Genomic DNA, 24961 nt, shown 5'->3' with positions numbered 1-24961 from the left:
AGCGGGCCCGGTTTTTTTGTTGATCCAATAAAATATTTACGAAACAACCATTTAGAAAATTAATTGACATCCAAAAATATTGCGCACTCGCTCGCATTGCATGATTCAACCATTGAATGTATAATATACTGAATTAAATATTAGGGGGAGAAGGCAATGGAGGAACAATTAAAGGATGCTGTTCAATTGGCATCTCAAACAGGTCGTTTAGACTTTGTTTCCTCATTGTTAGCTGCAATTTCCCTTCTCACAATATTTGGCGGTATCTTCGCCTTTTTGAATTTACGATCCAATGCCAAAAAAACAGCAGAGAAAGTCGCTACCGAGATAGCCGAGCAGAAAGCAGAAGAAATCGCCAATAAATATATGCAAGATAATATTGGCAAAATTATAGAAGATTATAGCGAATTTATTGAAAACCATGTAAATGCGTCGGTTGCAGACCAGATTGCTCAAGCACAGGAAGGAGGCGAAAATGGTCGTTAATATCTTTTCATTGATCAATGAATTCCAAGACCGCTATCCTGTGGATGTTAACGGTTTAGCGAGAGCTTTAGGCATAGAAGTTAATTATGCTTATTTAGGTAAAGATGTCTCTGGCATGATTGAACGCACGAATACGGGCAGTTACCGTATTACGGTAAACGAAAATGATCCGCGAACAAGGCAGCGTTTTACGATTGCCCATGAGTTAGGTCATTTTATTTATCATAAAGATAAAATGGGCGAAGGTATTGATGACGACAGGATGTACAGAAGTACCAATGTCGGCAAATACCACAACACAAATATTGGCCCCAGAGAGGAAACTCAGGCAAATAAATTTGCGGCTAGTCTACTTATGCCAATGGATATCATCAATCAGCTTAAAAGCGACGGCATAAATGATTGCGGTATGTTGGCAGACATGCTTGACGTATCTAAACACGCTATGTGTATACGTCTTGGTGAACCTTACGAAGGGTAAATCATCTCCTATGTAATTGCCAGCAAGTCTACTGTAGCATGCAACGATGACGAATGATTTATGCAGCTCGATTGTCTGAAGTAGTATCTCTTGATTGCCAGATTTTAGTTAATCGAAATGCGGCCTCAATTGATGCAACCCTACAAAGAACATTTATCCCCTTAACCTCGCTGGTATCGATTGCCTCAAATAGGAAGTATCCTGTGAACCCAAGGTGTTCCGCCCCAGAGTCAATAATCGTTTTGCGCGAAAGAGTTGCAATGTGTATATTAGTGCCATCAGGCAGATAGGCACTTGCAAGGATTTCGTCCATGAATAAAACTCCCAGTTCTTATACGAAACCACGCATTTCGGCGAATGAACTCGCGTTGTACATGGTTTCCTCTGACACAGCACGGTTAAATATTATTGAGCGGGCTCACACCAAGCCCAAAGCTCCGATCATACGCTATCGAGATGTCAGACCCATCCTCTGTAACTATTTATCAGATCGCGATAGAAATGTGAATCGCCTAATTGATGCAGAGGCCATGTTCGAGCGCAGGTCACAAGACCCTTCTCAGTCGCCGCTTATGCAAAATGACGCGTCTAATTCAATAGACGTACTTCACTCCATCCAAAGGATGTCAAATAAATTAAGTCCTTTTAATTTTTCCCCAGCCCCAGATAAACAGCCTAAACTTGTTATTTCTGGGGTGCAGGTATCTGTGCGTGCAGATCTTTATGTACAAGCCAACATTAAAGGTACAATGCATAGTGGTGGCGCCATATTAAGAATGTCACAAGATGATGCGGATACTCCTACAGCGAAAAAAAAGCGTCAGGAAATGGGGTTTATCGTGGCGACACTCATCCGAATGCATTTAGACAATACAAATATTGGTGAAATTCCAATAGCAAACAAACTTTGCATGTCCATTGATGTTCAGCATGGAGAAGCATTCCAAGTGCCAACAGCAAATACCCAAAGACAACGAAATCTTGAATCCGCCTGTCAATTCATAGCCCGGCAATGGGATGCGTTCTAATCCGGCTAGCTAAGTATATAGGTCCCCAAAAAAGTCCCCCGGGGGAAGAGCCCGGGGGAAACCGTGGGAGGTCAGTTAGGGAGACGTGCAATCAGTCGCGGCAGACAATCCCCACAGGGTTTGTCCCTAGCCGTTGCTCCAGAAGCTGTAGACTATCAGTTTAATCATCTGATTAATTTTAATCAAGCGGTTAAATTGGGAACTTCTAAAGTTTTCCGGACCGGCCGCCGCGGAGGCACGCGTTTATTCGACGGCAAAGCAGGCGATGGCGGCTTCCACGGATTTCCGCATGGCCCGGTCCCGTTCCCCGTCAAGCGGCGGCGAATTGCCGAACAGGCTGCGCGCGGCGGACCGGGGCGGTACACCGAGGCAGCCGCTGCTGACAAACTGCATGCGGAAGCGGATCCGTTCCGGGGGGAAATGGGGCACGGCTTTTTGCACCAGAGCGCAGATCCGGTCGAAATTCTCGGACAGGTCGAGCATGATGGTGGAGCGAATACTGTCGTCGCCGTGGCTGACGACTTCGTCCAGCACCAGAAGCGCCCGCTCGGACGGATTGAAGGCGGCGCTGATCCACAAAGGGCCGATACAGGCTTCCATGACCTCGGCCAGCGACACTTCCGCTGCCTGTTCCAGGGGAATGGATTTTTCCTCCCAGGCTTTCATCATGAGGGCAACATTTTGATGTGCCACTTCCCTGATGAGCCCGCTGAGGCTGGAAAAATAATAGCTCACCAGGGCCGAATTGAGCCCGGCCTCGCTGGCGATATGGCGCAGGGTGGCCGAAGAAACCCCCTGGCTGATGATGATTTTCTCAGCCGCCGTCAGTAATTTTTCCCGGGCATCGCTACTGGCCATCCTCGTTTCCTCTCCATGCCCCTATAACTAATACTCAACTTGGGCCAATTGGCAATGGCTGTTTTCTCCGGCCACTGCCCCTACTTCAGCCAGTTCACTTCATAAAGGTCAAAGCGGCGGTCCTTGAAGTTGCGCACCGTGCCGGACTTGCGGGCGATCAGCAGGTCGTCCATGTTGAGGTCGGCAAAGATGATGGTTTCCGCGTTGCTTTCCGCCTCGGCCGCAATGCCATCCCGGGCAAAGGGAAAATCGCAGGGGGTGAAGATATGGCTTGAGGCATAATGAATGTCCATATTCTCCACATCCGGCAGGTTGCCCACCACCCCGGAGGTGACCACATAGAGCTGGTTTTCCACCGCCCGGGCCTGGCTGCAGTAGCGCACCCGGAGATAGCCCTGGCGTTCATCGGTGCAGAAGGGCACGAACAGGATCATCGCCCCCTGGTCGGCCAGGTGACGGGCCAGCTCGGGAAATTCTGAATCGTAACAGATCAGCACGCCGATCGGGCCGCAGTCGGTCTGGATCATATTGAGTTCGTCGCCGCCCTTCATATTCCACCAATATTCCTCATTGGGGGTGGCATGGAGCTTGGCCTGCTTGTGCACCTCGCCGCCGCGCAGGAAGATATAGCTGATATTTTTCAGATCCTCCCCTTCCAGGGTCGGATGAGTACCGCCGATGATGTTGATGTTGTAGCTGATGGCCATCTGGTTCATGGCCTTTACATAGTCGTCGGTATAGGAGGTGAGGCGCAGGGTCGATTCCTGGGGCGTGAGGCGGTTATCCTCGGCCGACAGCAGCGCCTGGGTATAGAGTTCGGGAAAAACCACGAAGTCGGCCCGGTAGTCGGAGGCGATATCGACGAAATATTCAATCTGGTTCATGAAATCCTCGAAGGACTTCACTTTCCGCACCTCAAACTGGACGCTGGCGACCCGGACCACGCCCGGCCGGTGGCGGCGCTGCTGCTTGGGGGTATTCTCCACATACAGGGCGTTGCGCCACACCATATGCACCGCATAATCGGCACTTTCCTTGTCGCCGACCAGATAGTTCCTGAGGATGCCGACCGGCTCAAACTCATTGCGCAACTGGAAGCCGATCACCATGTCGCGGATTTTCTTGTCCTGCACTTGGGCGAGATAGTCTTCCGGCGTCATTCCCTTGCGGGCATATCTGGCATAACCGGGCATGCGGCCGCCGAACACGATCCCCTTGAGGCCAAGCTGCACGCACAGCTTCTTGCGCATGTTGTAAAGCCGCTGGCCGATCCTGAGCCGGCGCATATCCGGATCGACGCAGACTTCCATGCCGTAGAGGAAATCCCCCTCGGGGTCATGATGGGTGGCAAAGCCCTTGCCGGTGATCTGCTTCCAGGTATGGGGACGCAGCGCCGTCTTTTCGTCGATGATGAAAGTGGCGGCATGGCCGACGATACGCCCTTCATAGATGGCGATAATCTGGCCCTCCGGGAATTTCTTGATGTGGCTCGCGATCATTTTTTCCGTGAAGCTGAATTCGCCGTAGACCTTGCGGTTCAGCGCAGTCATACCCGGCACGTCCTCCTGGGTGGCAGTGCGGATGAAAAGCTTCTGGCGTCTGATGATATTGCTCATGGCGGAACACACCGACTCATATTATTGCTGTTATCCGCACTATAGCCTTTTTAACGGCGGCTGACATCCATGTTTCACGCGCTTTGCCACAAAATTACCCTTGTTCGGGCCTAGCATTCCTGGCTAGTCTTCAGGGAGTAAAGGACAGGGGATCAAACCACATGGAAGAGCATTATCACGCGCTCACCTATCTTGCCAGCGTGCTGGCGGCGGCCTTTGTCGGCGGCGCCGTGTTCAAGAAGCTGAAACAGCCGGTGATGATCGGCTATATCATCGTCGGCCTGGTGCTCGGCCCCTCCGTGTTCGGCCTGGTCGGCAGCCGCGAGGAAGTCTCCCTGCTGGCGGAGCTGGGCATCCTGCTGCTGCTGTTTGTCGCCGGCATGGAACTGGACCTCAACAATTTCAAATCGGTGTCAAAAATTTCCCTGATCACCTGCGGCGCGCAGATCATCCTCGGGCTCGCGGTCATGTTCATCCTCGGCTGGCTGTTCGGCTGGCCGCTCAACCGCTCGGTGCTGATGGGCTTTGCCGTGGCCCTGAGCTCCACCGCCGTGGCGCTCAAGATCCTCGAGGACATGAACCTCAAGGAGACCACCATCGGCCACTCCAGCCTCGGCATCCTGATCGCCCAGGACCTGGCCGTAATCCCCATGATCCTGATCATCGGCGCCATGAATACCGCCGAAGGGTTCAATTACTGGGGCATGGCGCGGCTGGTGATCGCCGTCGTGCTGATGGGCGGCCTGATGTATGTGCTGACCCGGAAGCCGCGGGCGTTCCTCCGCCTCTGGGCCCGGTTCGAGCGCATCAAGGGCGAGGCCATGCAGGGACAGGCAGCCATCACGGCGCTCGCCTTCTGCTTTACCGCCTCGGCCGTGGCCGGCTTTTTCGGCCTGTCGGCCGCTTACGGCGCCTTCCTGGCCGGGATTGTGCTGGGCCATACCATGAACCGGCACGAGCTGGAGGAGCATACCCGGCCGATCTTTGACGTGATGATCATGGTGTTTTTCCTGTCCATCGGCCTGCTGATCGACCTGCAGTTCCTGTGGGACCACCTGCTGGCGGCGCTGACCGTTCTGTTCCTGACCATGTGCCTGAAAACCATCGCCAATGTGGCGATCCTGCGCTGGCAGGGCATGGACAAGAGCGAAGCCTATATGACCGGCGCCGTGCTGGCCCAGGTCGGCGAGTTTTCCTTTATCCTCGCCGCCATGGGCCTGGGCGCCGGCACCATCGACAATGACAGCTACAAATATGTGGTCGCCGTCATCACCCTCAGCCTGTTGTTTACCCCGCTGTGGCTCTATCTGGTCAAGCGCAATGAGAACCTGCCGCAGCTTGAGCTGGCCCTGCTCGCCGACCAGATCAAAAAACTGACCTTCAACGGTCACAATGGTGACGTTCGCCGGAGAGGTAACAAGGATCAAAACGAGCCACCGGCCTCCGACAACACACCCGACTAAAATCGCCCCCCTCTTCGCCTGTCGCTCTAAGTATATGATTTTGCAAAGGATTGCACGATTTCCGGACCGCCTCTAATTCTGTTGATTTTCAAATAGTTTAGGGTATAATTAGACTAATTATAAAAAACATCTGCATGTGCTGAAAAAATATAAAAGGGAGAGTTACATGTCCACAGAGGTCTCGACCGGGGCAGGCGGTCTGCGACAGCCCGCACTCGGCATAGTTGCCACGTTATTCCTTCTGATCCTTTCCTTCGCCGTCATCAAACTGAGTGGCAATATCTTCGCCACCTGGATCGCCTTCCTGTTCATGTGCTGCGTGCCGACACAGATGCTGATGGCACTGGCCTGGCACACGGACCTGCCCAAATTTGCCGCCGGCCTGACCCAGCCGGTGAAAGGCCTTGTCTTCCTCCTGATGACCCTGGTGGCGGGCGCCATCGTCGCTGCCCTGGCCGTTGCCGTCATTGGCAAAGGACATACGCCGCCGACACCGCCGCTGATCATGTTTATTATCTTCAGCGTGGTCTGCACCTTCTGGGTGATGGCCCTGTGGCGGCTCTATCCCTTTACCCTGATTTTCAAAAACCCCATGGTCGCGGGCATTGTCGGCCTGGTGACCGCCTATGTTGTTGCCTGGGTGCTGTTTGTCAGCCTGTTCAATTTCTCTTTCCTGGCCGGCGCACCGGTTTATATCGCCGAACAGGATCCCGGCGGCGCCTTTATGGCCTGGGATGTGCTGACCTTCGCGGTCACCACCGTCGCCGCCATCATGATGTGCACCCTGTTCGACTTCTGGCCGGTCACCGCGCTGAACAAATCCGGCAATCCCCTGCTGCACGGCCTGCTCGGCAGCCTCTATGTGCTGATCATTGCTGCAGCGGTAAAATGCTTTTGCACCTATATCCTGGGCATGGACCAGGTGGTCTATATGGTGACCGTGCCGATCAGTTTCATTTTTGCGGTCTTTGTGATCAACGTGCTGCTGGAAAGCAGCCTGTTTGCCGATGTGGCGCAACCATCCCGGGGCTTCCTGTCGCTGGGGGGTGCGGTCATCCTGACCATTGTCTGCAAACAGGTCTATATGGCCGCGGCACCGCTGCTGAGCGGCGACATGCCGGCCGGGCCACCGACCTATGCCCTCGACCTGTGGATCGCCGATGCGCTTCTGGCCATCACCTTCCCGCTGATTGTGGCCTTTTGCGATTATTTCAATTTCTGGCCGTTCCGGCGCTAAACGAACACCTCTCGAAAGTTATTTATAACTTTTGATCAACTCTCCCCCGTAGCAGTCCCCGGCTGCTACGGGATTTTTTTATCCTCCCCGGAACAGCTTTTTATTTGACCGGCCCCCGCTTTGCGATATCTATAGGCAAAGACACAGGAAGGACTCCATGGCAGACACACGGCTTTATCTGATCTCTCCGCCCCGCATCGATACGGAGGCTTTTGCCGCCCAGCTGACTGAGGCGCTGGAAGGCGGGGATGTGGCAAGTTTCCAGTTGCGCCTGAAAGGCATCCCCGATGTGGATATCGAGCGGGCCGCCAGGGTGCTGATGCCTATCTGCCATAAATATGATGTGGCCTTCCTGATCAACGACAATCCCAAACTGGTCCGTCGCCTGAAAGCAGACGGCGTTCATGTCGGACAGGGGGATACGCCCTATGCGGCCGCTCGCGAAATTGTCGGCCCCGACGCCATCGTCGGCGTGACCTGCCACAACAGCCGCCATCTTGCCATGGAGGCCGGGGAGGCCGGCGCCGACTATGTGGCCTTCGGCGCCTTTTTCCCCACCAACACCAAGGACGTCAGCCACCAGGCAGACAGGGAAATCCTGAGTTGGTGGACTGAACTGTTTGAAGTGCCCTGCGTCGCTATCGGCGGCATTACGGTGGAAAATTGCCGGGAACTGATCGAAGCCGGGGCTGATTTCATCGCCGTGTCCGGCGGGGTATGGAACCACCCGGACGGTCCGCGCGAGGCCGTCCGCCAGTTCAACCAAATCATTCAGGAGGTCTGACCGGCGGTCTCGAGCTCCCTCTGTTCCTGTTCCGCCAGGTGTTCTGCCAGGCGACGTTCACCATATTTTTGCCGGGCCGTTTCCCGACGGTGCCGCTTCCGCTGTTCCGTCTTGCGCCGGACCAGAAACAGGCCACCGCCACCGATCAGTCCGAGAAGCCCCAAGGGAACATGCAGGGCAACTTCTTCTTCCTCTTCTGCGGCAATGTTAAACCCCGGATAGGCGTAGCCTTCATAGTCCAGGGTCGCGCCCACGAGCAGATAGTCCCCGTCGCCGTCAAGCGTGAAGGGCAACACACCGTCCTCGGCCAGATCCAGCAGGGCATCAAGGCTCAGTATCTTGTTGCGGATAGAAAACTGGTCGGCATAGCCGTCCCATTGCTCTACCAGGGTCCGTCTGGTCACAGAATAGGCCGCCACTTTGTTGCCGGTTTCAGGGTCAGGCTTCAGGCCCAGAAAACTGCGGCTTTCACCATGATCGTGGCGTTCTTCCAGGCGGCGCCGGCTGGTGGCGGCAAAAAACCGGTCGGTACCGATCTGCAGCCGGGCAACCTCGATGGGGTTGGAATATATGTTGTAGACTTCGCGACTATAGCGCTGCTCCAGGGCCGGCGCTTCGCTGCCAACCAGGCTTTTGACCACGGTCCGGAGGGGCCGTCCGTCTTTTTCAGGACGGCCCCTGCGTTCCTTCATCTGCCATTGGTCGTTATCCCGGAAATGAAATGTCACAACCAGACGGGTCAGGGTCAGTTGCGGGTTATCTCCCCACTGTTCCCTGAGATCGAATTGTCCCGAATAGGGCTTGTCTCCGCTGATCAGCACCTCCTCTGGTGCAAGACTTATGCTGCCTTTCAAATCTGCAGCAAGCGCCGTCCCCACACCCGAAAGTGTAAAAAACGCGCCGACCAGCGACATTTTAATCCCATAAAATATCCGGTATTTCGCCACTTCTGCTCCAGCGGGAAAACCTCGACCTTCTGCCTATTTCCCGTAATGGGGGAAGTTTCTCTCCCGCCAGTTCTGCAGAAATTGTACCTGACAATGATATCCGATCCCTTAAAAATAGCTAAAACCTTATATGTCTTGTCTTACAGTCCAGCCGGGCTCGCCAATCTGCCAGTCGGTGGATGAACACAATATGAACAACCTTATTCAGGAGCGGTTCATGTGCCGCCCCCTATAAAGGGGACGCAACATTTTATTCCTCCCTAGAGTTATGTTGTAAAACTCCTGGCCGCAGCTTCCCCCCTGGCTGCGGCCTTTTTCTGTTTCAAACCGGGCCCGGCTATGGCAGCATGCGGAACATGACAGAACAAGCCCTTACAATACAGATATCCAAACTCCCTGCGGGAGCCAGCCTTGAAGATTGCTTCATGATCCGGCGCAAGGTCTTTATCGAAGAACAAGACGTTTCGGAAGAAGAGGAAATGGACGGCCTCGACGACCAGGCTGATCAGTATCTTCTGACCGTCAATGGAAACCCGGCCGCCACGGCCCGGGTCCGCTTTCCCGACCAACATAAGGGCAAGGTGGAACGGGTGGCCGTCCTGAAAGAATTTCGCGGCCTGCATCTCGGGGAAAAACTAATGGAGCGGATCATCGAAGATATCTCCGTGCGTGAAGGGATCAGGGAAATCCTGTTGGCCGCCCAGACACAGGTCATCGGCTTTTATGGAAAGCTCGGTTTTGAAGCCTTTGGGGAAGAATTCCTCGACGCCAATATTCCCCATTACTGGATGACGCGGCCGCCGCTGGGACGCCGAAAATGAAAAAGAGGCTGGCCGGCCTCTCTCCCTTCCCGGATGTGACCTACATCCTCAGAGTTTTACGTCTTTTACCCATTTTTCTGCAAGATTGCCGGTAATGGGAAATTTAAATTTTTCTCCCTGAAAGGCCTTGATCATCAGAATGATCCAGGCTGCAAGCCCAATCAACCCCACAATCGGCATCAAAGGTATTCCGATCACGGAAACCATCAACAGGATATAGATGATGTTCAGGCCACCGAACGTAACGATGGACTGCATGGCGTGAAATCTGACCGTCTGGTTTTCCTTTTCGATCAGAAAGAAAATCAGTCCGCTGATCCAGCCCAGCAAATAACATAAAAGACCCGCAACATTTTCCTCGATACCGGTACTCGTTTTCTCATTCATTTCCATCCCCTTCATCAAAGTAACCTTGAAAAGCTTACCTGTTTTTCGCCAGCCTTTCCAGTAGGGTTAACAAAAAGTTAACTTTCCTTCCACCACTTGATCCTGATGGCGTCATTGGCTACATCTGGGGCATGAAATATCCCGTCCTCTATAGTTTCCGGCGCTGCCCCTACGCCATGCGCGCCCGGCTGGCACTGGCTTATACCGGTGTTCGCTGCGAGCTGCGGGAAGTTGTCCTGCGTGATAAGCCGCAACAGCTGCTGGACCTTTCGCCCAAGGGCACCGTGCCGGTGCTGCAGCTGCGCGACGGCCGCATCCTGGAAGAAAGCTTCGATATCCTGAAATGGGCATTGTCGCAGAATGATCCCGCAAATTGGCAGCAGGACATGGACAGGACGGAAGAGCTGGTCCGGGACAATGACGGGCCTTTCAAGCAGGCGCTGGACAAATATAAATATGCCAGCCGTCATCCGGAGGAACCCCGGACTGCCTACCGGGCGCGGGGAGAGCAATTCCTGGCGAAATTGGATCATCGGCTCCGCCAGCATGACTTCCTGCTTGGCGACAAACCGGCCGCCGTCGACATTGCCATCTTTCCTTTCATCCGCCAGTTTGCCTTCGTCGACAAGGACTGGTTTGATCAAAGCCCCTATGAGGCGCTGAATAATTGGCTGAAATATCACCTGGAAAGTCCTCTGTTCCACAGGGTCATGAAAAAATATTCACAATGGCAGCCGGACCAGCCGCCCATATTTTTTCCTGACTGATCCGTCCTGACCTGAATCAATGATAGCGAACAGGTCTTGGCGCACTCTCAGGAAAGTGATATTGTTTTTGCAGGAGGGCAGGGTATGACCGCACTGAATATCGATACCGTGAATTATATTATTTCTCTGGCCCGCGAGGTTCAGCAACAGGCCCCGGAAATAATCGAAGAGGAACTGGCTGAATCCCATGACAGCGAATTCCTGACCAGTGATGACATTGCCCAGATTGCTGATGAGGGCAAAATGGAAGACCATGCCCAGGACAGCACCTACCAGGCCTTTGTTGCTGCCGTCGAGCGCATGAATGAAGAAGAACGCAACGAACTCGTCGCTCTGATGTGGGTCGGCCGCGGCACTTATGGCAAGGACGAATGGGATCTGGCTGTGGAGGCAGCCGCCGAAGCATCCAATGACCATACGGCAGACTATATGATGCGCACCCCCCTGCTGCCTGATCATCTGGAAGAGGGGCTGGCCCAGATGGAAGACCTGCTCGAGGAAGAATAAAGCCTGTCAGAATGGCGTCATGACCGTCGGGACCGCAGGTTTCATAGATTATTAACCATTTGTTGTGAATTTCACGTTATATTAGGCTAACTTTAATTTCGTCTTGGAATTAATGTGGATAACTATAAGTTTGAACCCAACGCAACGGTTTATAGCGCTTAATGAGTAACGACAGTCTAATTTTTCCTCCAACAGATTCGGAAAACCAGACTCATACAATCCTGGAGGATGTTCCCCTGACCGACCTGACGCGGATCCGGTCAAAACGTCTTCGTGAAATATTTCATTTCTGGCAGGATAACCTCGGCGTGAACCGTGTTCCCGCGTGGTCGACCTTCGATCCCATGGGCTTTACCGACCTGTTGCCGGCCATCAGCGTCTACAGCAACGAAGGGACACTCGAACAACCGGATTTCCTGCTGCGGCTGGAAGGGGAATTGAGTGCGAAGTTTTTCAATGTCCCGACCACAATGACCAAAGTTTCGGAAATCCAGACCCACAAGCAGAAAGATTATCTGGTCAATCACCTGGCGACGGCGATCCGTCAGGGAGAACCCAGTTATATTGTGCGAAACCTGGGCTGGAACAAAGGCAGGAACTATATTGAGTATGAAATCCTCAGCCTGCCGTTTGACAAAAACAACAACGGGATTGCCAATAAAGTCCTTTGCGCCAAGGTGTTCCGAAACAAGTTCAGCTCGCTGAATTCCTGAAATAACTTTCCGGTTGCCGGAAAGAAGCCTCCGCCACAGGAATGTGGCTTCCGAACCACCAAACTTGTTCGCCTGAAACGACTACGATACACTGTCGAAGATAGAGATACCTTTCGGGGTGATGTACTGTGGACCATAGCAAACTTGTTTTTCCCTCCAGAGAGGAAGAAACCACCAACTTCGTCGTTGCCGTGGAAAATCCGCTGCTGGACTATTCCCGCGTTCGGTCCCCCCGTCTCAGGGAAATACTGGACATCTGGGAAGCCGCCCGGGCGGAAGGAGAAGTGCCGGCCTGGAGCAGCTTCAACCCCATGGCGTTCCCGGACCTGCTGCCCACCATCAGCGTTTTCAGCAACGAAGGCTCTCCCGAGAAGCCCGATTTCTTACTCAGGCTGGAGGGCGATGTAAGTGCCGAACTCTTCAATACCCCGACGTCCATGACCAAAGTGTCGGAGATCGAAAGTTATGCGAAAAACACCTGGCTTCATAAACACCTGAACGCCTTAATCCGGAACAAAAAACCCATCTATATTATCCGCAACCTCGGCTGGAACAACGGACGAAATTACATAGAATATGAAATCCTGGCTTTGCCATTTTCAAACGCAGGCGGTAATATCGTTGACAGAATGGTCTCCTTCAAAATCTTCCATTCCGGCACCCTGTAATGAACGCCCTTTATTTAACCGCAGCGGGCGCCTGCTCAGGCCCGGACACACAAAGGACTTGCAAGACGGAGCCAACTAATTAGAATTTGATTCAGTACATAGATAAAATTGCAAGAAATGCGCCGCATGGTAACGAGTACCGAGAAACACAACGCCAGCAGTCAAAACAGCAACAAGGAGTCACACTTCCTCCTTGAAGAAGCTCCTCTCATGGACCCTTCCCGGATTCGGAACGCTCGGCTGCGCGAGATACTGGACTTTTGGGAAGCGCATAAAAGAGGCGACGATGTACCTCTCTGGAAGACCTTCAATCCCATGGAATTTCCCGACATGCTGCCGACAATCAGCGTTTTCAGCAACGAGGGCACAGCGGAAGAACCCGATTACCTGCTCAGGGTCGAAGGTGAGAGAAGCGCAGAAATCATGGGATTGCCGACATCAATGACCAGTGTCAGCAAATTGCACTCTTACTTCAGCAATACAAAGCTCGGGGAACAACTGGATATAATGGCGCGTCATAAACGGCCAATCTATTTTATCCGCAACCTCGGCTGGAAGGACCATCGGGACTATATCAACTATGAAATCCTCTCCCTCCCCTTTGCCACCGAGGCAGACGGCCCCGTCGACAGGTTCCTGTCAGTAAAAATCTTCACGCCAAGAGACTGAATTCACTCCTCCAGCAAACGTTCCAGACTTTCATCTTCCAGATGATAGATGGTGTGCTGTTTTTCGCGCCGGGATCCCAGGGCTTCATAAAACCCGATCCCGCTTGTATTTTTATTTTCGACCCACCAGCGCAGGAAATATCCGCCGGAGTCCTTCACCTCCCGGGCCAGATGCCTGAAAATCTGCTTGCCGATTCCCCGCCCGCGCACGCCAGGCTGCAAATAAATGTCTTCCAGATAGATACCCGGCCGTCCCCGATAGGTGGCGAAAAAGTAAAAATAGAAAACAGAGCCAACCGGTTTTCCTTCCAGTTCCACGATAAGGGTCTTTGATTTCGGCTCCGGGCCGAACAGGTGGTGACGAAGCCCTTCTTCCGTGGCCTCCACCTTGTGCAACTCCCCCTCATAGTCGGCAAGTTCGCGGATAAATCCGAGCAGCGTCGGAATATCCCCGGGCGTTCCGGGACGCAGAACAGCGCCGGTCATGACGGCTGTTCCGAGACCATGAGAATAACCCCGTCCGTTCCGGTGACATGCACCACCTGGCCGGATTTGCCGGCAAATTCGCCGCGCACCTTCCACAGGGTGTCACCGATCTTGATCTTGCCCTCGCCATTTTCCATGTCGGACACCAGGGTATAGTTGTGGCCGACATATTGCGCACCCCGCCGGTTCAGGGTCGCATCCTGCGTCTCCAGCGGATGCTTCTTCAGGTAGCTGCGGCCGACAAAAACGCTGACAACCGACAGGACGGAGAAAACCACAAACTGCATTTCCCAGCTCATATCCGGCATGGCAAGTACGACGAACCCGACGATAGCGCTGGCAATGGCCAGCCACATAAAGACCACCCCCGGCATGGCGACTTCGAAGCCGATCAGCGCCAGAGCCGCCACAAACCAGAGCCAGTGATTAAAGACGAAATCCTCGAACATGACACTCTCTCCCCGACTAGCCCGCATTGGGCACGCGACCGCGCCCGCCCGCAGGTTTCGGTCCGTCCTTGAGCCCGCTCAGCATTTCCGTCATCCCGCCCAGGGCGCCGATCACGCCGGAAGCTTCAAGCGGCATGAAGACCAGCTTCTCGTTGGGGGAGCGGGCAAAGTCGCTGAGAGTTTCCACATATTTCTGGGCGACGAAGTAATTGATCGCCTGCGGGTCGCCCTTGGCGATGGCATCGGACACCATTTGGGTCGCCTTGGCTTCCGCCTCGGCCTCACGTTCGCGGGCTTCGGCGTCGCGGAATGCAGCCTCCCGGCGGCCTTCTGCTTCCAGGATGGCAGACTGTTTTTCCCCTTCGGCCCTGAGGATTTCAGATTGACGGACGCCTTCCGCCTCCAGAATATTGGCGCGTTTTTCGCGTTCTGCTTTCATCTGGCGGGCCATGGCATCAATGATGTCACGCGGCGGCTCGATATCCTTGATTTCGATACGGGTGATCTTGATCCCCCAGGGTGTCGTCGCCTCATCCACCACCGTCAGCAGCCTGGTGTTGATCTGGTCACGCTGGGACAGAAGCTCGTCCAGGTCGAGGGACCCCATAACCGTCCTCAGGTTGGTCATGGTCAGATTCAGGATGGCCAGAACCATGTCATGGACTTCATACGTGGCCTTGGCCGCATCCAGAACCTGGAAAAAAACCACGCCATCGGCGCGGACCATGGCATTGTCCTTGGTAATCACTTCCTGGGAAGGTACATCCAGCACCTGTTCCTGCATGCTGACCCTGGAGCCGATCCGGTCGACGATGGGAATGATCAGATGCAATCCCGGTACAAGGGTCTTGGTATAGCGGCCGAAACGCTGCACCGTCCATTCATAGCCTTGAGGAACGGTTTTTACGCCGGAAAATATGAGAAAAACCGCAATGACAATCAGCGCAATGCCAAAGGTGCTGAAACCCAACATATCAGAATCCCCTTTTCTGTTGGTAATATTACTGACTTCAAGATAGCCCATAAAACCCCGGCAGGATACAGGATTGTCCAAAAGTGAATCCAGCCACAAAAAACGGCGGCTTCCCGAGGAAGCCGCCGCTGAAAACAGAAGTTACCGTCAGGCTTACAGCTGAGTCAGTACATGTTCCGCGCTGGAGACCCGGAATTCCCCCGGCCCCTCGATATTCAGTTCCTTAACGACCCCGTCATCGATAATCATGGCAAAGCGCTTGCCGCGAATACCCATGCCGAACCCGGTGCCGTCCATTTCCAGGCCAAGCGCCTTGGTATAGTCCGCATTGCCGTCCGCCAGCATCGTCACTTTGCCGTCCGCGCCCTGGTCCTTGCCCCAAGCGCCCATGACAAAGGCGTCATTGACCGCCATGCAGACGATTTCGTCCACGCCCTTGGCTTTCAGTTCGCCAGCATGCTGGACAAAACCCGGCAGGTGCTTGGCGGAACAGGTCGGGGTGAAGGCGCCCGGCACTGAAAACAGCACCACCTTGCGTCCGCCGAACAAGTCGGCAGTGGTGCGGGGCGTCGGCCCATCCGCGGTCATTTCTACAAGAGTACCTTCGGGCATTGTATCGCCGGCTGAAATTGTCATGATTTTTCCCTTTCTGGATTTTTTACCCTGAATATGACAAGAAGTATGAAAGACATAAGAAATGGTACAAGCCTTTCAAGTATATCACCGACAGAATCCGGTTGCAGGTAAAAATATATGGTGGCCCCGGTACCCAGTACCATGGCCGGCAGGATGCTGCGCGGCTCAAGCCTGACACCCGCCAGCCGCAAGACCACTACCGGGCCGAACGCCGCACCAAGCGCCGTCCAGGCGAAGATCACGCGGGAGAAAATATCAGACGGCAGATAGATGGCGACCAGAACTGACGATACGCATAAAATGGTGATCACCAGCCGCGACACCCAGAGGTGACTTTCGCCCTTGTTCGGCTCCCCCATGATGTCATGGGCGACGGCGGAGGCGCTGACCAGCAACTGGCTGTCGGCGGTCGACATGATCGCACTCAGGATCGCCGCCAGAAGTATGGCCCCCAGGAACGTCGGCAGCAGGTTGTCGGACAGCACGAAAAAAAGTTTTTCCGGGTCGGCAAGCGGTTCGGCAACCAGCACCCGGCCGCACAATCCCAGGAGCACCATGTTGCCCAACACAACAATAAACCAGAAAATGGCGTATTTCTGGGCGGTCTTGACGGACTTTTCGTCTCTCAGGGACATGAAGCGGGTCAGGAGGTGCGGCTGGCCGAAGGCGCCGACGCCCATGGCCATGGTGCCGATGATAAAACCGATGGCGGTGAGGCCGGCATTCTGGCCACTCATGGACAACTGCTCCGGCGTGGATATGGCCTGCAATCCGTCCCACAGCCCGACCGGGCCGCCAACCTCATACAGGGCTGCAGCAGGCAGCAGGATCGCCGCCAGAAGCATCAACAGGCCCTGCAGGGTATCCGTCAGCGCAACCGCCCAGAAACCGCCGAGCAGGGTATAGATCAGGACAATGCCGCCGCCGATGACAATGCTGGAGGACATCGACACATCGAAACTGCTGGCAAACGCCTTGCCCGCCCCCATAAACTGGGTCGCCACGTAAAAGACGAAACAGAAGGTGACAATCGCGGCTGCAAACAGGCGAATATTCCGGCGTGTCCCGTCCCCGCCGTCCAGGGCCAGGAAATCAGTCAGCGTCACCAGTTCGCGATCGTGGGCGATCTTCTGCAGCCGGGGCGCCACCCACAGCCAGGACGTGCCATGCCCAAGCAACAGGCCGAACAGCATCCACAGGGTGGAGATACCGAAGGTAAAGGCTGCGGCGCTCAGGCTGAGAATCGACCAGGCGGAGGCGGAACTTGCCGCATAACTGATGGAGGCCACCAGGGGGCCGAGGCTGCGGTTGCCGATAAAAAAATCCGCGTTGTCGTGGGTTCGTCCCTTTGCCCAGAAACCGATCAGGATCAGGACCAGCTTATAGACCACAAGTGTGACCAGAATCGTTGTCTCTCTGGACATTTCATCCCCTTACAGTTTTTTTTGCCGTTATTTGCCGGCTACCCTAGCACGAACCTCCAGGGCCTGACCAGAGTGGGGAACCAATGTCAGGGTAATTTCCCGGCCATCAAGACTGTCTTGCATGCGGTCGCGGGTATAGGGAATCGTGAACAGGATGCCGTTCCCGTTCGTCTCCCGAATCGGGCTTGAAAAATAGTAGCCATCCGGTCCTTCAATGAACAAATCCCGATAAGGGTTTTTCCCGGAACTTTTCCGGGGATTTTGCAGGCTTACCTCCAGAGAACCTTCACCAGTGTTGCGAACAACCAGAAACTCCGGATCGGCATCAAGGGGAACAAGAGCCCGGTATTTCTGCAGCATTGCCGCCGTATAAGGGGGTACGTCCAGCGTCGAGGGATCGCGGATGTCCAGGCTGTAACTTGCCTCCAGCGGGATACAGACGTCCTTGCAGATCATGTAATTCACGGCAAGAGATAATTTCACCGGTCCGCCACCGCCAGTGAGAAATACATCGATGGGCAGGATTATTTCGTCATGATAAATGTTGGACTCATAACCAAAGGCGGTTATCCGTTCCGGCGCCGGCCACAGGACTTTGATCTCTTTTAACGGCCCCACGTTGTTCCACTGCCATGCCGGCGGCATGCCGGCCTCGCCCGGCGTACGCCAATAGGTTTTCCAGCCGTCCCGGAGCTTGACGTGCCAGCCCATATGTATGACCTGCCGGCCGGCATCATAGCTGCCGACAAACAGCCGTGAACTTGTGTACTGGTTTGCAACCCAGTCGGAAGAATCCTCTGCCGCCCCGGCAGTCACAGCACCTGCCAGAGTTACAACAACAATACTCAGGACAACAGCGATCAATCTTGTCATGCTGTTTATGTAGTCCTTTCCTGCGTCTGGTTAAAGTAACTTATTCGTGAAATAATTGTGGTTCGGCTCTGGTTTCCCCCGCCGGGCTGTTGTAAAATATATCCCATTCTGACTCTAGGGCGCGAAATATACTGATCAAAAGGTTATTGACGTGAAGAAACAAGGCTATCTGGAAGGCCAGTTGCTACTGGCCATGCCCGGCATGACTGATCCCAGGTTTGATCATTGTGTAATTTATGTCTGTTCCCATAGTGAAGAGGGAGCCATGGGCCTGATCATCAACAAGAGAACCACAAACATTGATTTTCTCTCGTTGCTGGATCAGCTCGATATAGACGTGGGCAGCGAGATCTTCGGCAGCGACATTCCCGAGTTCGAGCGGATCATGCTTCACGCCGGCGGGCCGGTTGAAATCGGCCGCGGTTTTATCCTGCACTCTGCGGATTATGTACAGGACTCCACTTTGATTGTCTCGGAAACCATCGCTCTCACGGCCACCGTCGACATCCTGAGCGCCATTGCCGCAGGAGAAGGTCCCCAGGATTATATCATTGCCCTGGGATACAGCGGCTGGGGCGCGGGGCAGTTGGAGGAAGAGCTTCAGCAAAACAGCTGGCTTAACATCGAGGCGGATGAAGAACTTGTCTTCCGCACAGACATCGAACTGAAATGGCCACGGGCGATGGCGAAACTGGGGGTTGATGTGTCCCTGCTTTCCATGGATAGCGGACATGCCTGATCCTGACAGTCGCAGAAACGGTTCCGGCAACCGGCCCGGCGCCTCCCCTGCCGCCGCAACTGTAGTTGAAAAATTTGTAAAGGCGTCACAATCGGCTTCCAGCCTTACATTATTAAAGGATAATTTTATCGTGGCCCTGGCAGAGTTGGACTGCCCGTGGTTCAATTGTTTTTCCATAACCAATTTTGAACGACCACCGTCAAATGCCGTCCAGATCCTGCACTATCCCGGGCACTGGGTTGAGAGATATATCGCCCAGTGTTATTTCAAAATCGACCCGGTCCTGACCGAATGCCTGAAAACACACATGCCGTTGATCTGGGACGATGAAATCAAACAGGACAAATATACCCCCCAGCAGGTCCGGCTGTTTGAGGAAGCCGCCGAAGCCGGACTGAAGCATTTCCTGACGATTCCGATTCACAAACCGGGAACCCTGCCCGCCGTCGTGACGATTGTCGGCGACCGCGAATTTTCCGACCAGCGCCGGATCAACATGTTGCACCTTCTGGGGCTCCACCTTCATGACAGGGCGGACAGAATCGTCAACAATAACAGTGAACCGCATCGCCAGAAATTTATCCTCACGCCCCGGGAACAGGATTGCATCACCTGGTCAGCTTACGGCAAAACAGATCATCAGATTGCCGACATCCTGTCCATCAGCCACAACACGGCTCACCGGCACCTTGAAAATGCCAAGAGAAAACTGGGGGCGTTTAACCGCGCCCATGCAGTCAGTATTGCCATCAGACTGCGGGAAATTATCCTCTAACGCCCTAAGGCAGAAAGATATTTCAACCCTACCTCACTAGGTATGCATGAAATGCATACCTGACCTGTGATATTAGGTGGTTCTCAATTGAAATGAGTCTCCCTATATACCCCTCCAGATGTTGTATGCGTCTAAAGACTGAAATCCTCCCTTTTTATTTCAGTCGGATATAACCTCTTCTCCCCTTTGGGGTTATATCCAGTTTCATTGTCTCCTAGGCATGAAACCTCCCTATATTTTTGACTATGCCGGGCTTGTCCCGGCATTTTTTTTCACAGGGCGTTTCCGGCGAAATGAACTTAAAAAATCGCCGATAACAGTAAGTAACACATACAAATAATCTCACCTTCATTAACCTTTTCACAGAATTTCATTCGCCCTTCCTCCAGAATAATTAGTTAAAATTTTATCCATTAAATCTCTATTAACTAGTTACAGATTAAACAGTTTCTACGATTTGCCGATACCCCGGTCGGGGCGCAGGGCTGCCCCTGGAACCGGACTATCGTAAACCTGAAACAGCATTGAGTTAATTATTACTAGGGTAATTATATTATGATCAACGTTAAGACCGTTCTGAAAGTTGCCGCTCTGGTTTCTGCACTTTCACTTCCCCTCTCATTCGCACAGACTGCAAGCGCCGGCGACATCAAATCCTGGCAGACTTCTATCGTGAAACTGGTAGCCAAAAAACAGGTTTATCCCCGCGCTGCCATGGCTGACGAGCTGGAAGGCAAAGCCAAAGTGAAAATCAGCATCGACCGCTCTGGCGCCATCACTTCGCACGAACTGATCGAATCTTCCGGTCACGAAGTTTTCGACCAGGAAGTTGAAGCCCTGGTGGCTCGCATCAACCCGCTGCCGACACCGCCGGCCGAACTGAGCGACAACAACCTGAGCTTTGTTCTGCCCCTGACCTGGGCGATCAACTAATCTCCCGCTATTGCGTTAAATAGCCTGTATGCGTAAAAAGAGCTGCCCCCGCCGGGCAGCTCTTTTCTTTTGACCAGAGCCTTTTTTCGAAAGGATCAGTAACCGGCAGCCTGGCCATCCTTGCGCATTTCACTGGCGCCTTTGTAGACGCCCTGCGCCTCGTCCAGCATAATGGCCTGATACCCTCCATATCCCCCCTTGCCGACCACAACCGTGTGGCCCTTTTTCCTGAGTTGCTCAACCACCTCCGGCGTTATACCGCTTTCCACATGCAACACGCCGCCATCTCGCATGATTTCTCCGGTCGGCTGGCTCGAGCCGTCATGCCGATAACGGGCGGCATCGCCGGCTTCCTGAACATTCATGCCGAAATCGATGATGTTGGTGACAATCTGGGCGTGGCCCTGGGGCTGCATGCCGCCCCCCATCAGGCCAAAGCTCATAAAGGGTTTGCCGTCCTTCATGATGAAAGCGGGAATAATGGTATGGAACGGCCTTTTACCCGGGGCATAGACATTGGGATGCCCTTTCTTGAGGGTGAACAGTTCGCCCCGGTCCTGAAACATGAAGCCCAGCCCGTCCGGCACCAGCCCGCTGCCCATACCGCGATAGTTGCTCTGAATCAGCGACACCATCATGCCGTCCTTGTCGGCCACGGTCAGGTAAATAGTATCCCCCTCCTGCAGCACATCGGGGTCAGGATACGCCACCTCTTTAACGGCCTTATCCATGCTGATCAGCTTGCGCTGCCCGGCGGCATAGTCCTTGGACAGGAGCTTTTCGATCGGCACCTTGTAAAAGTCGGGATCGGCATAGAATCGGGCCCGATCCTCAAAGGCCAGCTTCTTGGCCTCCACGTGCAGATGCAGGTAATCCGCCGAATTATGCCCCAGTGACTTCAGGTCGTATCCTTCCAGGATATTGAGCTGCTGCAGGGCGGCAATTCCCTGCCCCTGGGGTGGCAGTTCGAAGACATCATAGCCGCGGTAGTTGATGCTGACCGGCTCGATCCAGCGCCCGTGGTGAGTCGCCAGGTCCTCCTTGCGCAAATAGCCGCCGATTCGCTTCATATAGGAATCGATCACCTCGGCGATCTCGCCCTTGTAGAAAACATCGCGACCGCCCTTGGCGATCTTTTCCAGGGTGTTGGCCAGGTCGGGGTTGCGGAAGATCTGACCTTCCACCGGCGGCCTGCCGCCCGGGAGGTAAGTCTTTTGATAATTCTCCGTTTCCTCCACCCCGCTATCCGGGTCCAGATAGCGCTTCGGCGCAACGGACATATAATAGGCGATCAACTGGGTTACCGGAAAGCCTTCCCGGGCATAGCTGATGGCCGGGGCCAGGATGTCGGTCATCTCCATTGTGCCGAATTTTTCATGCATCATGAACCAGCCGTCCACCGTGCCGGGCACCGATACCGGCAGCGCCCCGAACGGCGGAATGCTGTCACGGCCACGCTTTTTCAGCTCCGCAACCATCTGGTCATAACTCAGTCCCATAGGCGAGCGCCCGGCCGCATTCAGGCCATAGAGCTTTTTCGTCTTCGGATCCCAGATAATGGCAAACAAATCACCGCCGATTCCGTTGCCAGTGGGCTCCATCAGGCCGATGGCGGCATTGGCGGCAATCGCTGCATCCACCGCATTACCACCCTTTTTCAGCACATCAAGCGCCACTTGGGTCACCAGCGGGATACTGGTCGCCGCCATGCCATGCCGGGCTATGACCTGGGAGCGGGTTGCAAACTGCGCCCCCACATTGCGATCGCCTTTATTGGTCATCGGCCACTCTTCCCCCGCCTGGGCCTGGGACGCACCAAGCGCCACCAGGACCGACAGAACCATACCCTTGAGTTTCATTATTTGCCTCCATCGGCAATGAACTGGCGCACGGTATTGGCAAGTTTTTCCAGTGACGGCTTGTGGACATACATCATATGGCCGGCATCGAAATACTCCATGGTCACCCGGGAACTGTCCATGCCGTACTGGCTGAAGGTCTGTTCGGTGGCGAAGAAGGGGGTCGCCAGGTCGTAGTAACCATTGGCCACATAAACGCGGAGGTCCTTGTTCTGGCGCATTCCCCTGGCCACGATCGGTCCCAAGGTCGGATAGCCGCCGGTCCAGCCGTCACTGGTTTTCCAGTTCCAGCTTCTGCCGGGCTGCCCGCTCAACACCTGATAGCGCTCATCGATCTCTACCTGCAGGTCCCGGGCCATATAGTCATTGACGGCGGCGGTATAGGGCGCGCTGATCGCATATCCGGTCGGATCGGCGCTAAAGGTTTCCCCGGCGTCATCCTGTTCCTCACCCACATAACGGCTGTCCAGGCGACCAACCACCTTGCCTTCATCCCTGAGCAATTCCGCCATGAAGCGGAATTCATTGACCCACAGGCGGGTCTTTTTCAGATAGGATTTTTTCAGACCGGTATAAAGGCTGAGCTTGTCGAGAACCGCGTCTTTTTCCGCCTCGCTCAGCCGGTTGCCCTTGAAGATCGCCAGCATATAGTCGTTAAGTGCAAACTGGCGGGCCTCTTCCACGAAGCCCTCAAAGGTCCGGCCGGTCTTGTCCACCTTGCCGTGATACCAGGCGGTCGCGGCAAAGGTGGGCAGGAAAAAGATATTGGGTTCCGGGTTGTCAGCGCTGTGACCGTCCACGGTCTGGAAGTCAAGAATGCTGGACACCAGGATAATGCCGTTCAGCGCCATGCTGTTGTAGCCTTCCTGCAACTCCTTCACCAAAGCCGCCGAACGGGTGGTGCCATAACTTTCCCCACCCACATATTTGGGGCTGTTCCAGCGCTTGTTATCGGAAACATATTTACGGATGAAATCGCCCACCGACTTGGCGTCTTCATTAATGCCCCAGAAATCCTTGCCGTCGCCCTTGCCAACGGCTTTGGAATAGCCGGTGCCGACCGGATCGATGAACACCAGGTCAGTGACATCCAGCAGACTCAGCGCATTGTCTTCTACCTTGTAGGGAGCGGCGCCGGCATCAGTGGCATCGGACGGCACATCGATCCGCTTGGGGCCGAACACGCCCATGTGCAGCCACAGTGACGCCGAGCCCGGTCCGCCGTTGAAAAAGAAGGTCACCGGACGGCTCGACGGATCCTTTACATCATCCTTGGTATAGGCAATGGAAAAGATGCTGGCCGTGACTTCACCCTTTTCATTCTTGATATGAGTATCGCCGGCAATGGCGGTATATTTGATTTTCTTGCCGTTGAATGTTCCGCTGTGGGAGGTTTTGAACTGGCGGGCTTCGGGTATCTCGCCCGGTGCTTCCTTGGCCGTGTCGGCCGCTTCGTCACCGGCCATTACACTGGTTACCGGCACACAGAACAGTGCTGCCGCCAGCATCATCTTCAGAAATGCTTTCATGCTATATCCCCTTGGGTTCTATTTATTTGAATCAAAGTCTGACAAAAAATAGGCTCCCACGCAACCGGAAGCGTTTTTTTACTGTAAAAACCAAAACTCTTTCCTATATGGGGTTAGGAAGTTCCTATATTGGTTATGCGAAAACTAAAAAAAGAGGGTCGGTATGCCACTTAGAAATCTTATCGAAGGCCATAAAAATTTTCTCAGCGGCCGTTTCCAGCAGGACAAAAAACTCTATGAAGAACTGGTGGACAAAGGCCAGTCGCCCGAGGTCATGATCATTTCCTGCTGTGACAGCCGGGCCGACCCGGTGATCATCACCGAAGCAGAACCGGGCTCGGTCTTTTCCTTGCGCAATGTGGCCAACCTGGTGCCCCCCTATCATCCGGACGGCAACCAGCACAGCTCCAGCGCCGCCCTGGAATTCGCCGTCAGGCACCTGAAAGTCAATGATATCGTCATCATGGGTCATGCCCATTGCGGCGGCATCAAGGCCCTGTATCACGGTGATTTTGACAACCAGGACCATGTGGATTTCATCGAGCCCTGGATGAGCATCGCCAACGAGGCCCGTCGTAACACGCTGAGGAAATTTGACGGCGAATCCGAAGGTAAAATCCTGCGGGAAATGGAAAAGGAATCGATCCGGGTCAGCCTGAAGAACCTGCGCACATTCCGCTGGATCAAGGCGGCCGAACAGGACGGCAGCCTCCGGCTGCACGGCTGGCACTTCGAAATCGAAAGCGGCACCCTTTACGCCCTCGATGAAAAAAGCGGCGAATTCTCCCCTCTGGTCTGACGGGGAGAAATCGGGCATACTGCCGAAAAACAAGGGGACCGCAACCACACGGAGA

General features: G+C 54.2%; 29 protein-coding genes. 16 read left to right on the top strand and 13 right to left on the bottom strand.

All coding sequences use genetic code 11. The features are described from left to right. Positions 1 to 156: 156 nt before the first annotated feature. A complete protein-coding gene (locus FIV46_RS07075; RefSeq protein ID WP_139939851.1) occupies positions 157 to 486 on the top strand; it encodes a hypothetical protein in 330 nt (109 codons plus the stop codon). Beyond that, the gene (locus tag FIV46_RS07070; protein ID WP_181163095.1) at positions 476 to 967 is read left to right on the top strand and encodes an ImmA/IrrE family metallo-endopeptidase; all 492 of its coding nucleotides are present in this window, start codon (positions 476 to 478) and stop codon (positions 965 to 967) included. Before FIV46_RS07075 ends, FIV46_RS07070 begins: the two co-directional genes overlap by 11 nt. A gap of 58 nt (positions 968 to 1025) precedes the next feature. Here FIV46_RS07070 and FIV46_RS07065 read toward each other — a convergent pair whose 3' ends face one another. Continuing rightward, positions 1026 to 1280, bottom strand: a complete 255-nt coding sequence (locus tag FIV46_RS07065) for a hypothetical protein (protein WP_139939846.1) — start codon at positions 1278 to 1280, stop codon at positions 1026 to 1028. Between FIV46_RS07065 and FIV46_RS07060 the strand changes: the two genes are divergently transcribed. Continuing rightward, entirely contained in the window at positions 1279 to 1995 is a 717-nt protein-coding gene (locus tag FIV46_RS07060) for a hypothetical protein (protein ID WP_139939844.1), read from the top strand. The two genes, FIV46_RS07065 and FIV46_RS07060, sit on opposite strands and share 2 nt — an antisense overlap. Before the next feature lie 243 nt (positions 1996 to 2238). Here the strand turns inward: FIV46_RS07060 and FIV46_RS07055 are convergent, their stop codons facing one another. Continuing rightward, complete coding sequence (locus tag FIV46_RS07055) at positions 2239 to 2853, bottom strand: TetR/AcrR family transcriptional regulator (RefSeq protein WP_139939842.1); 615 nt, start codon at positions 2851 to 2853, stop codon at positions 2239 to 2241. 80 nt (positions 2854 to 2933) lie between these two features. Beyond that, entirely contained in the window at positions 2934 to 4469 is a 1536-nt protein-coding gene (locus tag FIV46_RS07050) for a bifunctional GNAT family N-acetyltransferase/carbon-nitrogen hydrolase family protein (RefSeq protein ID WP_139939840.1), read from the bottom strand. A gap of 161 nt (positions 4470 to 4630) precedes the next feature. On the opposite strand from FIV46_RS07050, the gene FIV46_RS07045 reads away from it, so the two are divergent. The 3 genes from FIV46_RS07045 to thiE all read left to right on the top strand — a co-directional run bounded on the left by FIV46_RS07045 (position 4631) and on the right by thiE (position 7953). Then, a complete protein-coding gene (locus FIV46_RS07045; RefSeq protein WP_139939839.1) occupies positions 4631 to 5932 on the top strand; it encodes a cation:proton antiporter in 1302 nt (433 codons plus the stop codon). A 166-nt stretch (positions 5933 to 6098) separates the two neighbouring features. Further along, complete coding sequence (locus FIV46_RS07040) at positions 6099 to 7169, top strand: hypothetical protein (RefSeq protein ID WP_139939837.1); 1071 nt, start codon at positions 6099 to 6101, stop codon at positions 7167 to 7169. A 157-nt stretch (positions 7170 to 7326) separates the two neighbouring features. Beyond that, positions 7327 to 7953, top strand: a complete 627-nt coding sequence (thiE, locus tag FIV46_RS07035) for a thiamine phosphate synthase (protein WP_139939835.1) — start codon at positions 7327 to 7329, stop codon at positions 7951 to 7953. Here the strand turns inward: thiE and FIV46_RS07030 are convergent. Beyond that, positions 7941 to 8867: a hypothetical protein gene (locus FIV46_RS07030; protein ID WP_139939833.1), complete on the bottom strand. Its 927-nt coding sequence runs from the start codon at positions 8865 to 8867 to the stop codon at positions 7941 to 7943. The genes thiE and FIV46_RS07030 overlap by 13 nt on opposite strands. 458 nt (positions 8868 to 9325) lie before the next feature. Here FIV46_RS07030 and FIV46_RS07025 point away from each other — a divergent pair, with 458 nt between their 5' ends. After that, complete coding sequence (locus FIV46_RS07025; protein ID WP_181163094.1) at positions 9326 to 9721, top strand: GNAT family N-acetyltransferase; 396 nt, start codon at positions 9326 to 9328, stop codon at positions 9719 to 9721. Between the two features lie 48 nt (positions 9722 to 9769). Here the strand turns inward: FIV46_RS07025 and FIV46_RS07020 are convergent, their stop codons facing one another. Next, positions 9770 to 10108 carry a DUF4870 domain-containing protein gene (locus tag FIV46_RS07020; protein ID WP_219845950.1) on the bottom strand — a complete coding sequence of 113 codons (339 nt, stop codon included), beginning with the start codon at positions 10106 to 10108 and terminating at the stop codon, positions 9770 to 9772. Positions 10109 to 10239: 131 nt separating this feature from the next. Between FIV46_RS07020 and FIV46_RS07015 the strand changes: the two genes are divergently transcribed. The 5 genes from FIV46_RS07015 to FIV46_RS06995 all read left to right on the top strand — a co-directional run bounded on the left by FIV46_RS07015 (position 10240) and on the right by FIV46_RS06995 (position 13432). Beyond that, the gene (locus FIV46_RS07015) at positions 10240 to 10875 is read left to right on the top strand and encodes a glutathione S-transferase (protein WP_139939829.1); all 636 of its coding nucleotides are present in this window, start codon (positions 10240 to 10242) and stop codon (positions 10873 to 10875) included. Positions 10876 to 10959: 84 nt separating this feature from the next. After that, complete coding sequence (locus FIV46_RS07010; RefSeq protein ID WP_139939827.1) at positions 10960 to 11382, top strand: DUF3775 domain-containing protein; 423 nt, start codon at positions 10960 to 10962, stop codon at positions 11380 to 11382. Between the two features lie 161 nt (positions 11383 to 11543). Next, positions 11544 to 12095 carry a PAS domain-containing protein gene (locus tag FIV46_RS07005; RefSeq protein WP_139939825.1) on the top strand — a complete coding sequence of 184 codons (552 nt, stop codon included), beginning with the start codon at positions 11544 to 11546 and terminating at the stop codon, positions 12093 to 12095. Between the two features lie 128 nt (positions 12096 to 12223). Continuing rightward, the gene (locus FIV46_RS07000) at positions 12224 to 12763 is read left to right on the top strand and encodes a PAS domain-containing protein (protein WP_139939823.1); all 540 of its coding nucleotides are present in this window, start codon (positions 12224 to 12226) and stop codon (positions 12761 to 12763) included. Between the two features lie 126 nt (positions 12764 to 12889). Further along, positions 12890 to 13432: a PAS domain-containing protein gene (locus FIV46_RS06995; protein ID WP_181163093.1), complete on the top strand. Its 543-nt coding sequence runs from the start codon at positions 12890 to 12892 to the stop codon at positions 13430 to 13432. A 2-nt stretch (positions 13433 to 13434) separates the two neighbouring features. On the opposite strand, the gene FIV46_RS06990 is transcribed toward FIV46_RS06995, so the two are convergent. The 6 genes from FIV46_RS06990 to FIV46_RS06965 all read right to left on the bottom strand — a co-directional run bounded on the left by FIV46_RS06990 (position 13435) and on the right by FIV46_RS06965 (position 18272). Further along, positions 13435 to 13917, bottom strand: a complete 483-nt coding sequence (locus FIV46_RS06990; RefSeq protein WP_139939820.1) for a GNAT family N-acetyltransferase — start codon at positions 13915 to 13917, stop codon at positions 13435 to 13437. After that, complete coding sequence (locus FIV46_RS06985; protein ID WP_181163092.1) at positions 13914 to 14366, bottom strand: NfeD family protein; 453 nt, start codon at positions 14364 to 14366, stop codon at positions 13914 to 13916. The genes FIV46_RS06990 and FIV46_RS06985 overlap by 4 nt, the downstream gene beginning before the upstream one ends. Positions 14367 to 14382: 16 nt before the next feature. Then, on the bottom strand, positions 14383 to 15339 hold the full coding sequence (locus FIV46_RS06980; RefSeq protein ID WP_139939816.1) for an SPFH domain-containing protein: 957 nt from the start codon (positions 15337 to 15339) through the stop codon (positions 14383 to 14385). A gap of 153 nt (positions 15340 to 15492) precedes the next feature. After that, positions 15493 to 15975 carry a peroxiredoxin gene (locus FIV46_RS06975; protein ID WP_139939814.1) on the bottom strand — a complete coding sequence of 161 codons (483 nt, stop codon included), beginning with the start codon at positions 15973 to 15975 and terminating at the stop codon, positions 15493 to 15495. Further along, on the bottom strand, positions 15972 to 17399 hold the full coding sequence (locus FIV46_RS06970) for a sodium/proline symporter (RefSeq protein ID WP_139939812.1): 1428 nt from the start codon (positions 17397 to 17399) through the stop codon (positions 15972 to 15974). Before FIV46_RS06970 ends, FIV46_RS06975 begins: the two co-directional genes overlap by 4 nt. A 27-nt stretch (positions 17400 to 17426) precedes the next feature. Continuing rightward, a complete protein-coding gene (locus tag FIV46_RS06965; protein WP_139939810.1) occupies positions 17427 to 18272 on the bottom strand; it encodes a protein-disulfide reductase DsbD domain-containing protein in 846 nt (281 codons plus the stop codon). Between the two features lie 151 nt (positions 18273 to 18423). On the opposite strand from FIV46_RS06965, the gene FIV46_RS06960 reads away from it, so the two are divergent. The 3 genes from FIV46_RS06960 (at position 18424) to FIV46_RS06950 (ending at position 20719) form a co-directional block, all read left to right on the top strand. Then, positions 18424 to 19011, top strand: a complete 588-nt coding sequence (locus tag FIV46_RS06960; protein ID WP_219845948.1) for a YqgE/AlgH family protein — start codon at positions 18424 to 18426, stop codon at positions 19009 to 19011. After that, positions 19004 to 19786 (top strand): helix-turn-helix transcriptional regulator, encoded by a 783-nt coding sequence (locus tag FIV46_RS06955; protein WP_181163091.1) that lies wholly within the window; start codon positions 19004 to 19006, stop codon positions 19784 to 19786. The genes FIV46_RS06960 and FIV46_RS06955 overlap by 8 nt, the downstream gene beginning before the upstream one ends. 555 nt (positions 19787 to 20341) lie before the next feature. Beyond that, the gene (locus FIV46_RS06950; RefSeq protein ID WP_139939806.1) at positions 20342 to 20719 is read left to right on the top strand and encodes an energy transducer TonB; all 378 of its coding nucleotides are present in this window, start codon (positions 20342 to 20344) and stop codon (positions 20717 to 20719) included. 95 nt (positions 20720 to 20814) lie between these two features. Here the strand turns inward: FIV46_RS06950 and ggt are convergent, their stop codons facing one another. Both ggt and FIV46_RS06940 read right to left on the bottom strand, forming a co-directional pair. Further along, the gene (gene ggt, locus FIV46_RS06945) at positions 20815 to 22563 is read right to left on the bottom strand and encodes a gamma-glutamyltransferase (protein WP_379955288.1); all 1749 of its coding nucleotides are present in this window, start codon (positions 22561 to 22563) and stop codon (positions 20815 to 20817) included. A 14-nt stretch (positions 22564 to 22577) separates the two neighbouring features. Beyond that, positions 22578 to 24107, bottom strand: a complete 1530-nt coding sequence (locus tag FIV46_RS06940; protein WP_139939802.1) for a S10 family peptidase — start codon at positions 24105 to 24107, stop codon at positions 22578 to 22580. A 163-nt stretch (positions 24108 to 24270) separates the two neighbouring features. Between FIV46_RS06940 and FIV46_RS06935 the strand changes: the two genes are divergently transcribed. Continuing rightward, entirely contained in the window at positions 24271 to 24906 is a 636-nt protein-coding gene (locus FIV46_RS06935) for a carbonic anhydrase (RefSeq protein ID WP_139939800.1), read from the top strand. Positions 24907 to 24961: the final 55 nt, after the last annotated feature.

Origin of the sequence: Emcibacter nanhaiensis, assembly GCF_006385175.1 — a bacterium.
Classification (GTDB): Bacteria; Pseudomonadota; Alphaproteobacteria; order Sphingomonadales; family Emcibacteraceae; genus Emcibacter; species Emcibacter nanhaiensis.
This window is presented reverse-complemented; position numbering and strand designations above follow the sequence as displayed.

What these genes read in the sequence shown, in the direction of transcription:
- FIV46_RS06940 (WP_139939802.1), bottom strand. Translation starts at nt 24,107, where the DNA reads ATGAAAGCATTTCTGAAGATGATGCTGGCGGCAGCACTGTTCTGTGTG.
- ggt (WP_379955288.1), bottom strand. Translation starts at nt 22,563, where the DNA reads ATGGTTCTGTCGGTCCTGGTGGCGCTTGGTGCGTCCCAGGCCCAGGCG.
- FIV46_RS06950 (WP_139939806.1), top strand. Translation starts at nt 20,342, where the DNA reads ATGATCAACGTTAAGACCGTTCTGAAAGTTGCCGCTCTGGTTTCTGCA.
- FIV46_RS07010 (WP_139939827.1), top strand. Translation starts at nt 10,960, where the DNA reads ATGACCGCACTGAATATCGATACCGTGAATTATATTATTTCTCTGGCC.
- FIV46_RS06965 (WP_139939810.1), bottom strand. Translation starts at nt 18,272, where the DNA reads ATGACAAGATTGATCGCTGTTGTCCTGAGTATTGTTGTTGTAACTCTG.
- FIV46_RS07040 (WP_139939837.1), top strand. Translation starts at nt 6,099, where the DNA reads ATGTCCACAGAGGTCTCGACCGGGGCAGGCGGTCTGCGACAGCCCGCA.
- FIV46_RS06980 (WP_139939816.1), bottom strand. Translation starts at nt 15,339, where the DNA reads ATGTTGGGTTTCAGCACCTTTGGCATTGCGCTGATTGTCATTGCGGTT.
- FIV46_RS07060 (WP_139939844.1), top strand. Translation starts at nt 1,279, where the DNA reads ATGAATAAAACTCCCAGTTCTTATACGAAACCACGCATTTCGGCGAAT.
- FIV46_RS06975 (WP_139939814.1), bottom strand. Translation starts at nt 15,975, where the DNA reads ATGACAATTTCAGCCGGCGATACAATGCCCGAAGGTACTCTTGTAGAA.
- FIV46_RS07070 (WP_181163095.1), top strand. Translation starts at nt 476, where the DNA reads ATGGTCGTTAATATCTTTTCATTGATCAATGAATTCCAAGACCGCTAT.
- FIV46_RS07055 (WP_139939842.1), bottom strand. Translation starts at nt 2,853, where the DNA reads ATGGCCAGTAGCGATGCCCGGGAAAAATTACTGACGGCGGCTGAGAAA.
- FIV46_RS06955 (WP_181163091.1), top strand. Translation starts at nt 19,004, where the DNA reads ATGCCTGATCCTGACAGTCGCAGAAACGGTTCCGGCAACCGGCCCGGC.
- FIV46_RS07050 (WP_139939840.1), bottom strand. Translation starts at nt 4,469, where the DNA reads ATGAGCAATATCATCAGACGCCAGAAGCTTTTCATCCGCACTGCCACC.
- FIV46_RS06985 (WP_181163092.1), bottom strand. Translation starts at nt 14,366, where the DNA reads ATGTTCGAGGATTTCGTCTTTAATCACTGGCTCTGGTTTGTGGCGGCT.
- FIV46_RS07005 (WP_139939825.1), top strand. Translation starts at nt 11,544, where the DNA reads ATGAGTAACGACAGTCTAATTTTTCCTCCAACAGATTCGGAAAACCAG.
- FIV46_RS06990 (WP_139939820.1), bottom strand. Translation starts at nt 13,917, where the DNA reads ATGACCGGCGCTGTTCTGCGTCCCGGAACGCCCGGGGATATTCCGACG.
- FIV46_RS07045 (WP_139939839.1), top strand. Translation starts at nt 4,631, where the DNA reads ATGGAAGAGCATTATCACGCGCTCACCTATCTTGCCAGCGTGCTGGCG.
- FIV46_RS07075 (WP_139939851.1), top strand. Translation starts at nt 157, where the DNA reads ATGGAGGAACAATTAAAGGATGCTGTTCAATTGGCATCTCAAACAGGT.
- FIV46_RS06970 (WP_139939812.1), bottom strand. Translation starts at nt 17,399, where the DNA reads ATGTCCAGAGAGACAACGATTCTGGTCACACTTGTGGTCTATAAGCTG.
- FIV46_RS06995 (WP_181163093.1), top strand. Translation starts at nt 12,890, where the DNA reads ATGGTAACGAGTACCGAGAAACACAACGCCAGCAGTCAAAACAGCAAC.
- FIV46_RS07020 (WP_219845950.1), bottom strand. Translation starts at nt 10,108, where the DNA reads ATGAATGAGAAAACGAGTACCGGTATCGAGGAAAATGTTGCGGGTCTT.
- FIV46_RS07065 (WP_139939846.1), bottom strand. Translation starts at nt 1,280, where the DNA reads ATGGACGAAATCCTTGCAAGTGCCTATCTGCCTGATGGCACTAATATA.
- FIV46_RS07025 (WP_181163094.1), top strand. Translation starts at nt 9,326, where the DNA reads ATGATCCGGCGCAAGGTCTTTATCGAAGAACAAGACGTTTCGGAAGAA.
- thiE (WP_139939835.1), top strand. Translation starts at nt 7,327, where the DNA reads ATGGCAGACACACGGCTTTATCTGATCTCTCCGCCCCGCATCGATACG.
- FIV46_RS07030 (WP_139939833.1), bottom strand. Translation starts at nt 8,867, where the DNA reads ATGTCGCTGGTCGGCGCGTTTTTTACACTTTCGGGTGTGGGGACGGCG.
- FIV46_RS07015 (WP_139939829.1), top strand. Translation starts at nt 10,240, where the DNA reads ATGAAATATCCCGTCCTCTATAGTTTCCGGCGCTGCCCCTACGCCATG.
- FIV46_RS06935 (WP_139939800.1), top strand. Translation starts at nt 24,271, where the DNA reads ATGCCACTTAGAAATCTTATCGAAGGCCATAAAAATTTTCTCAGCGGC.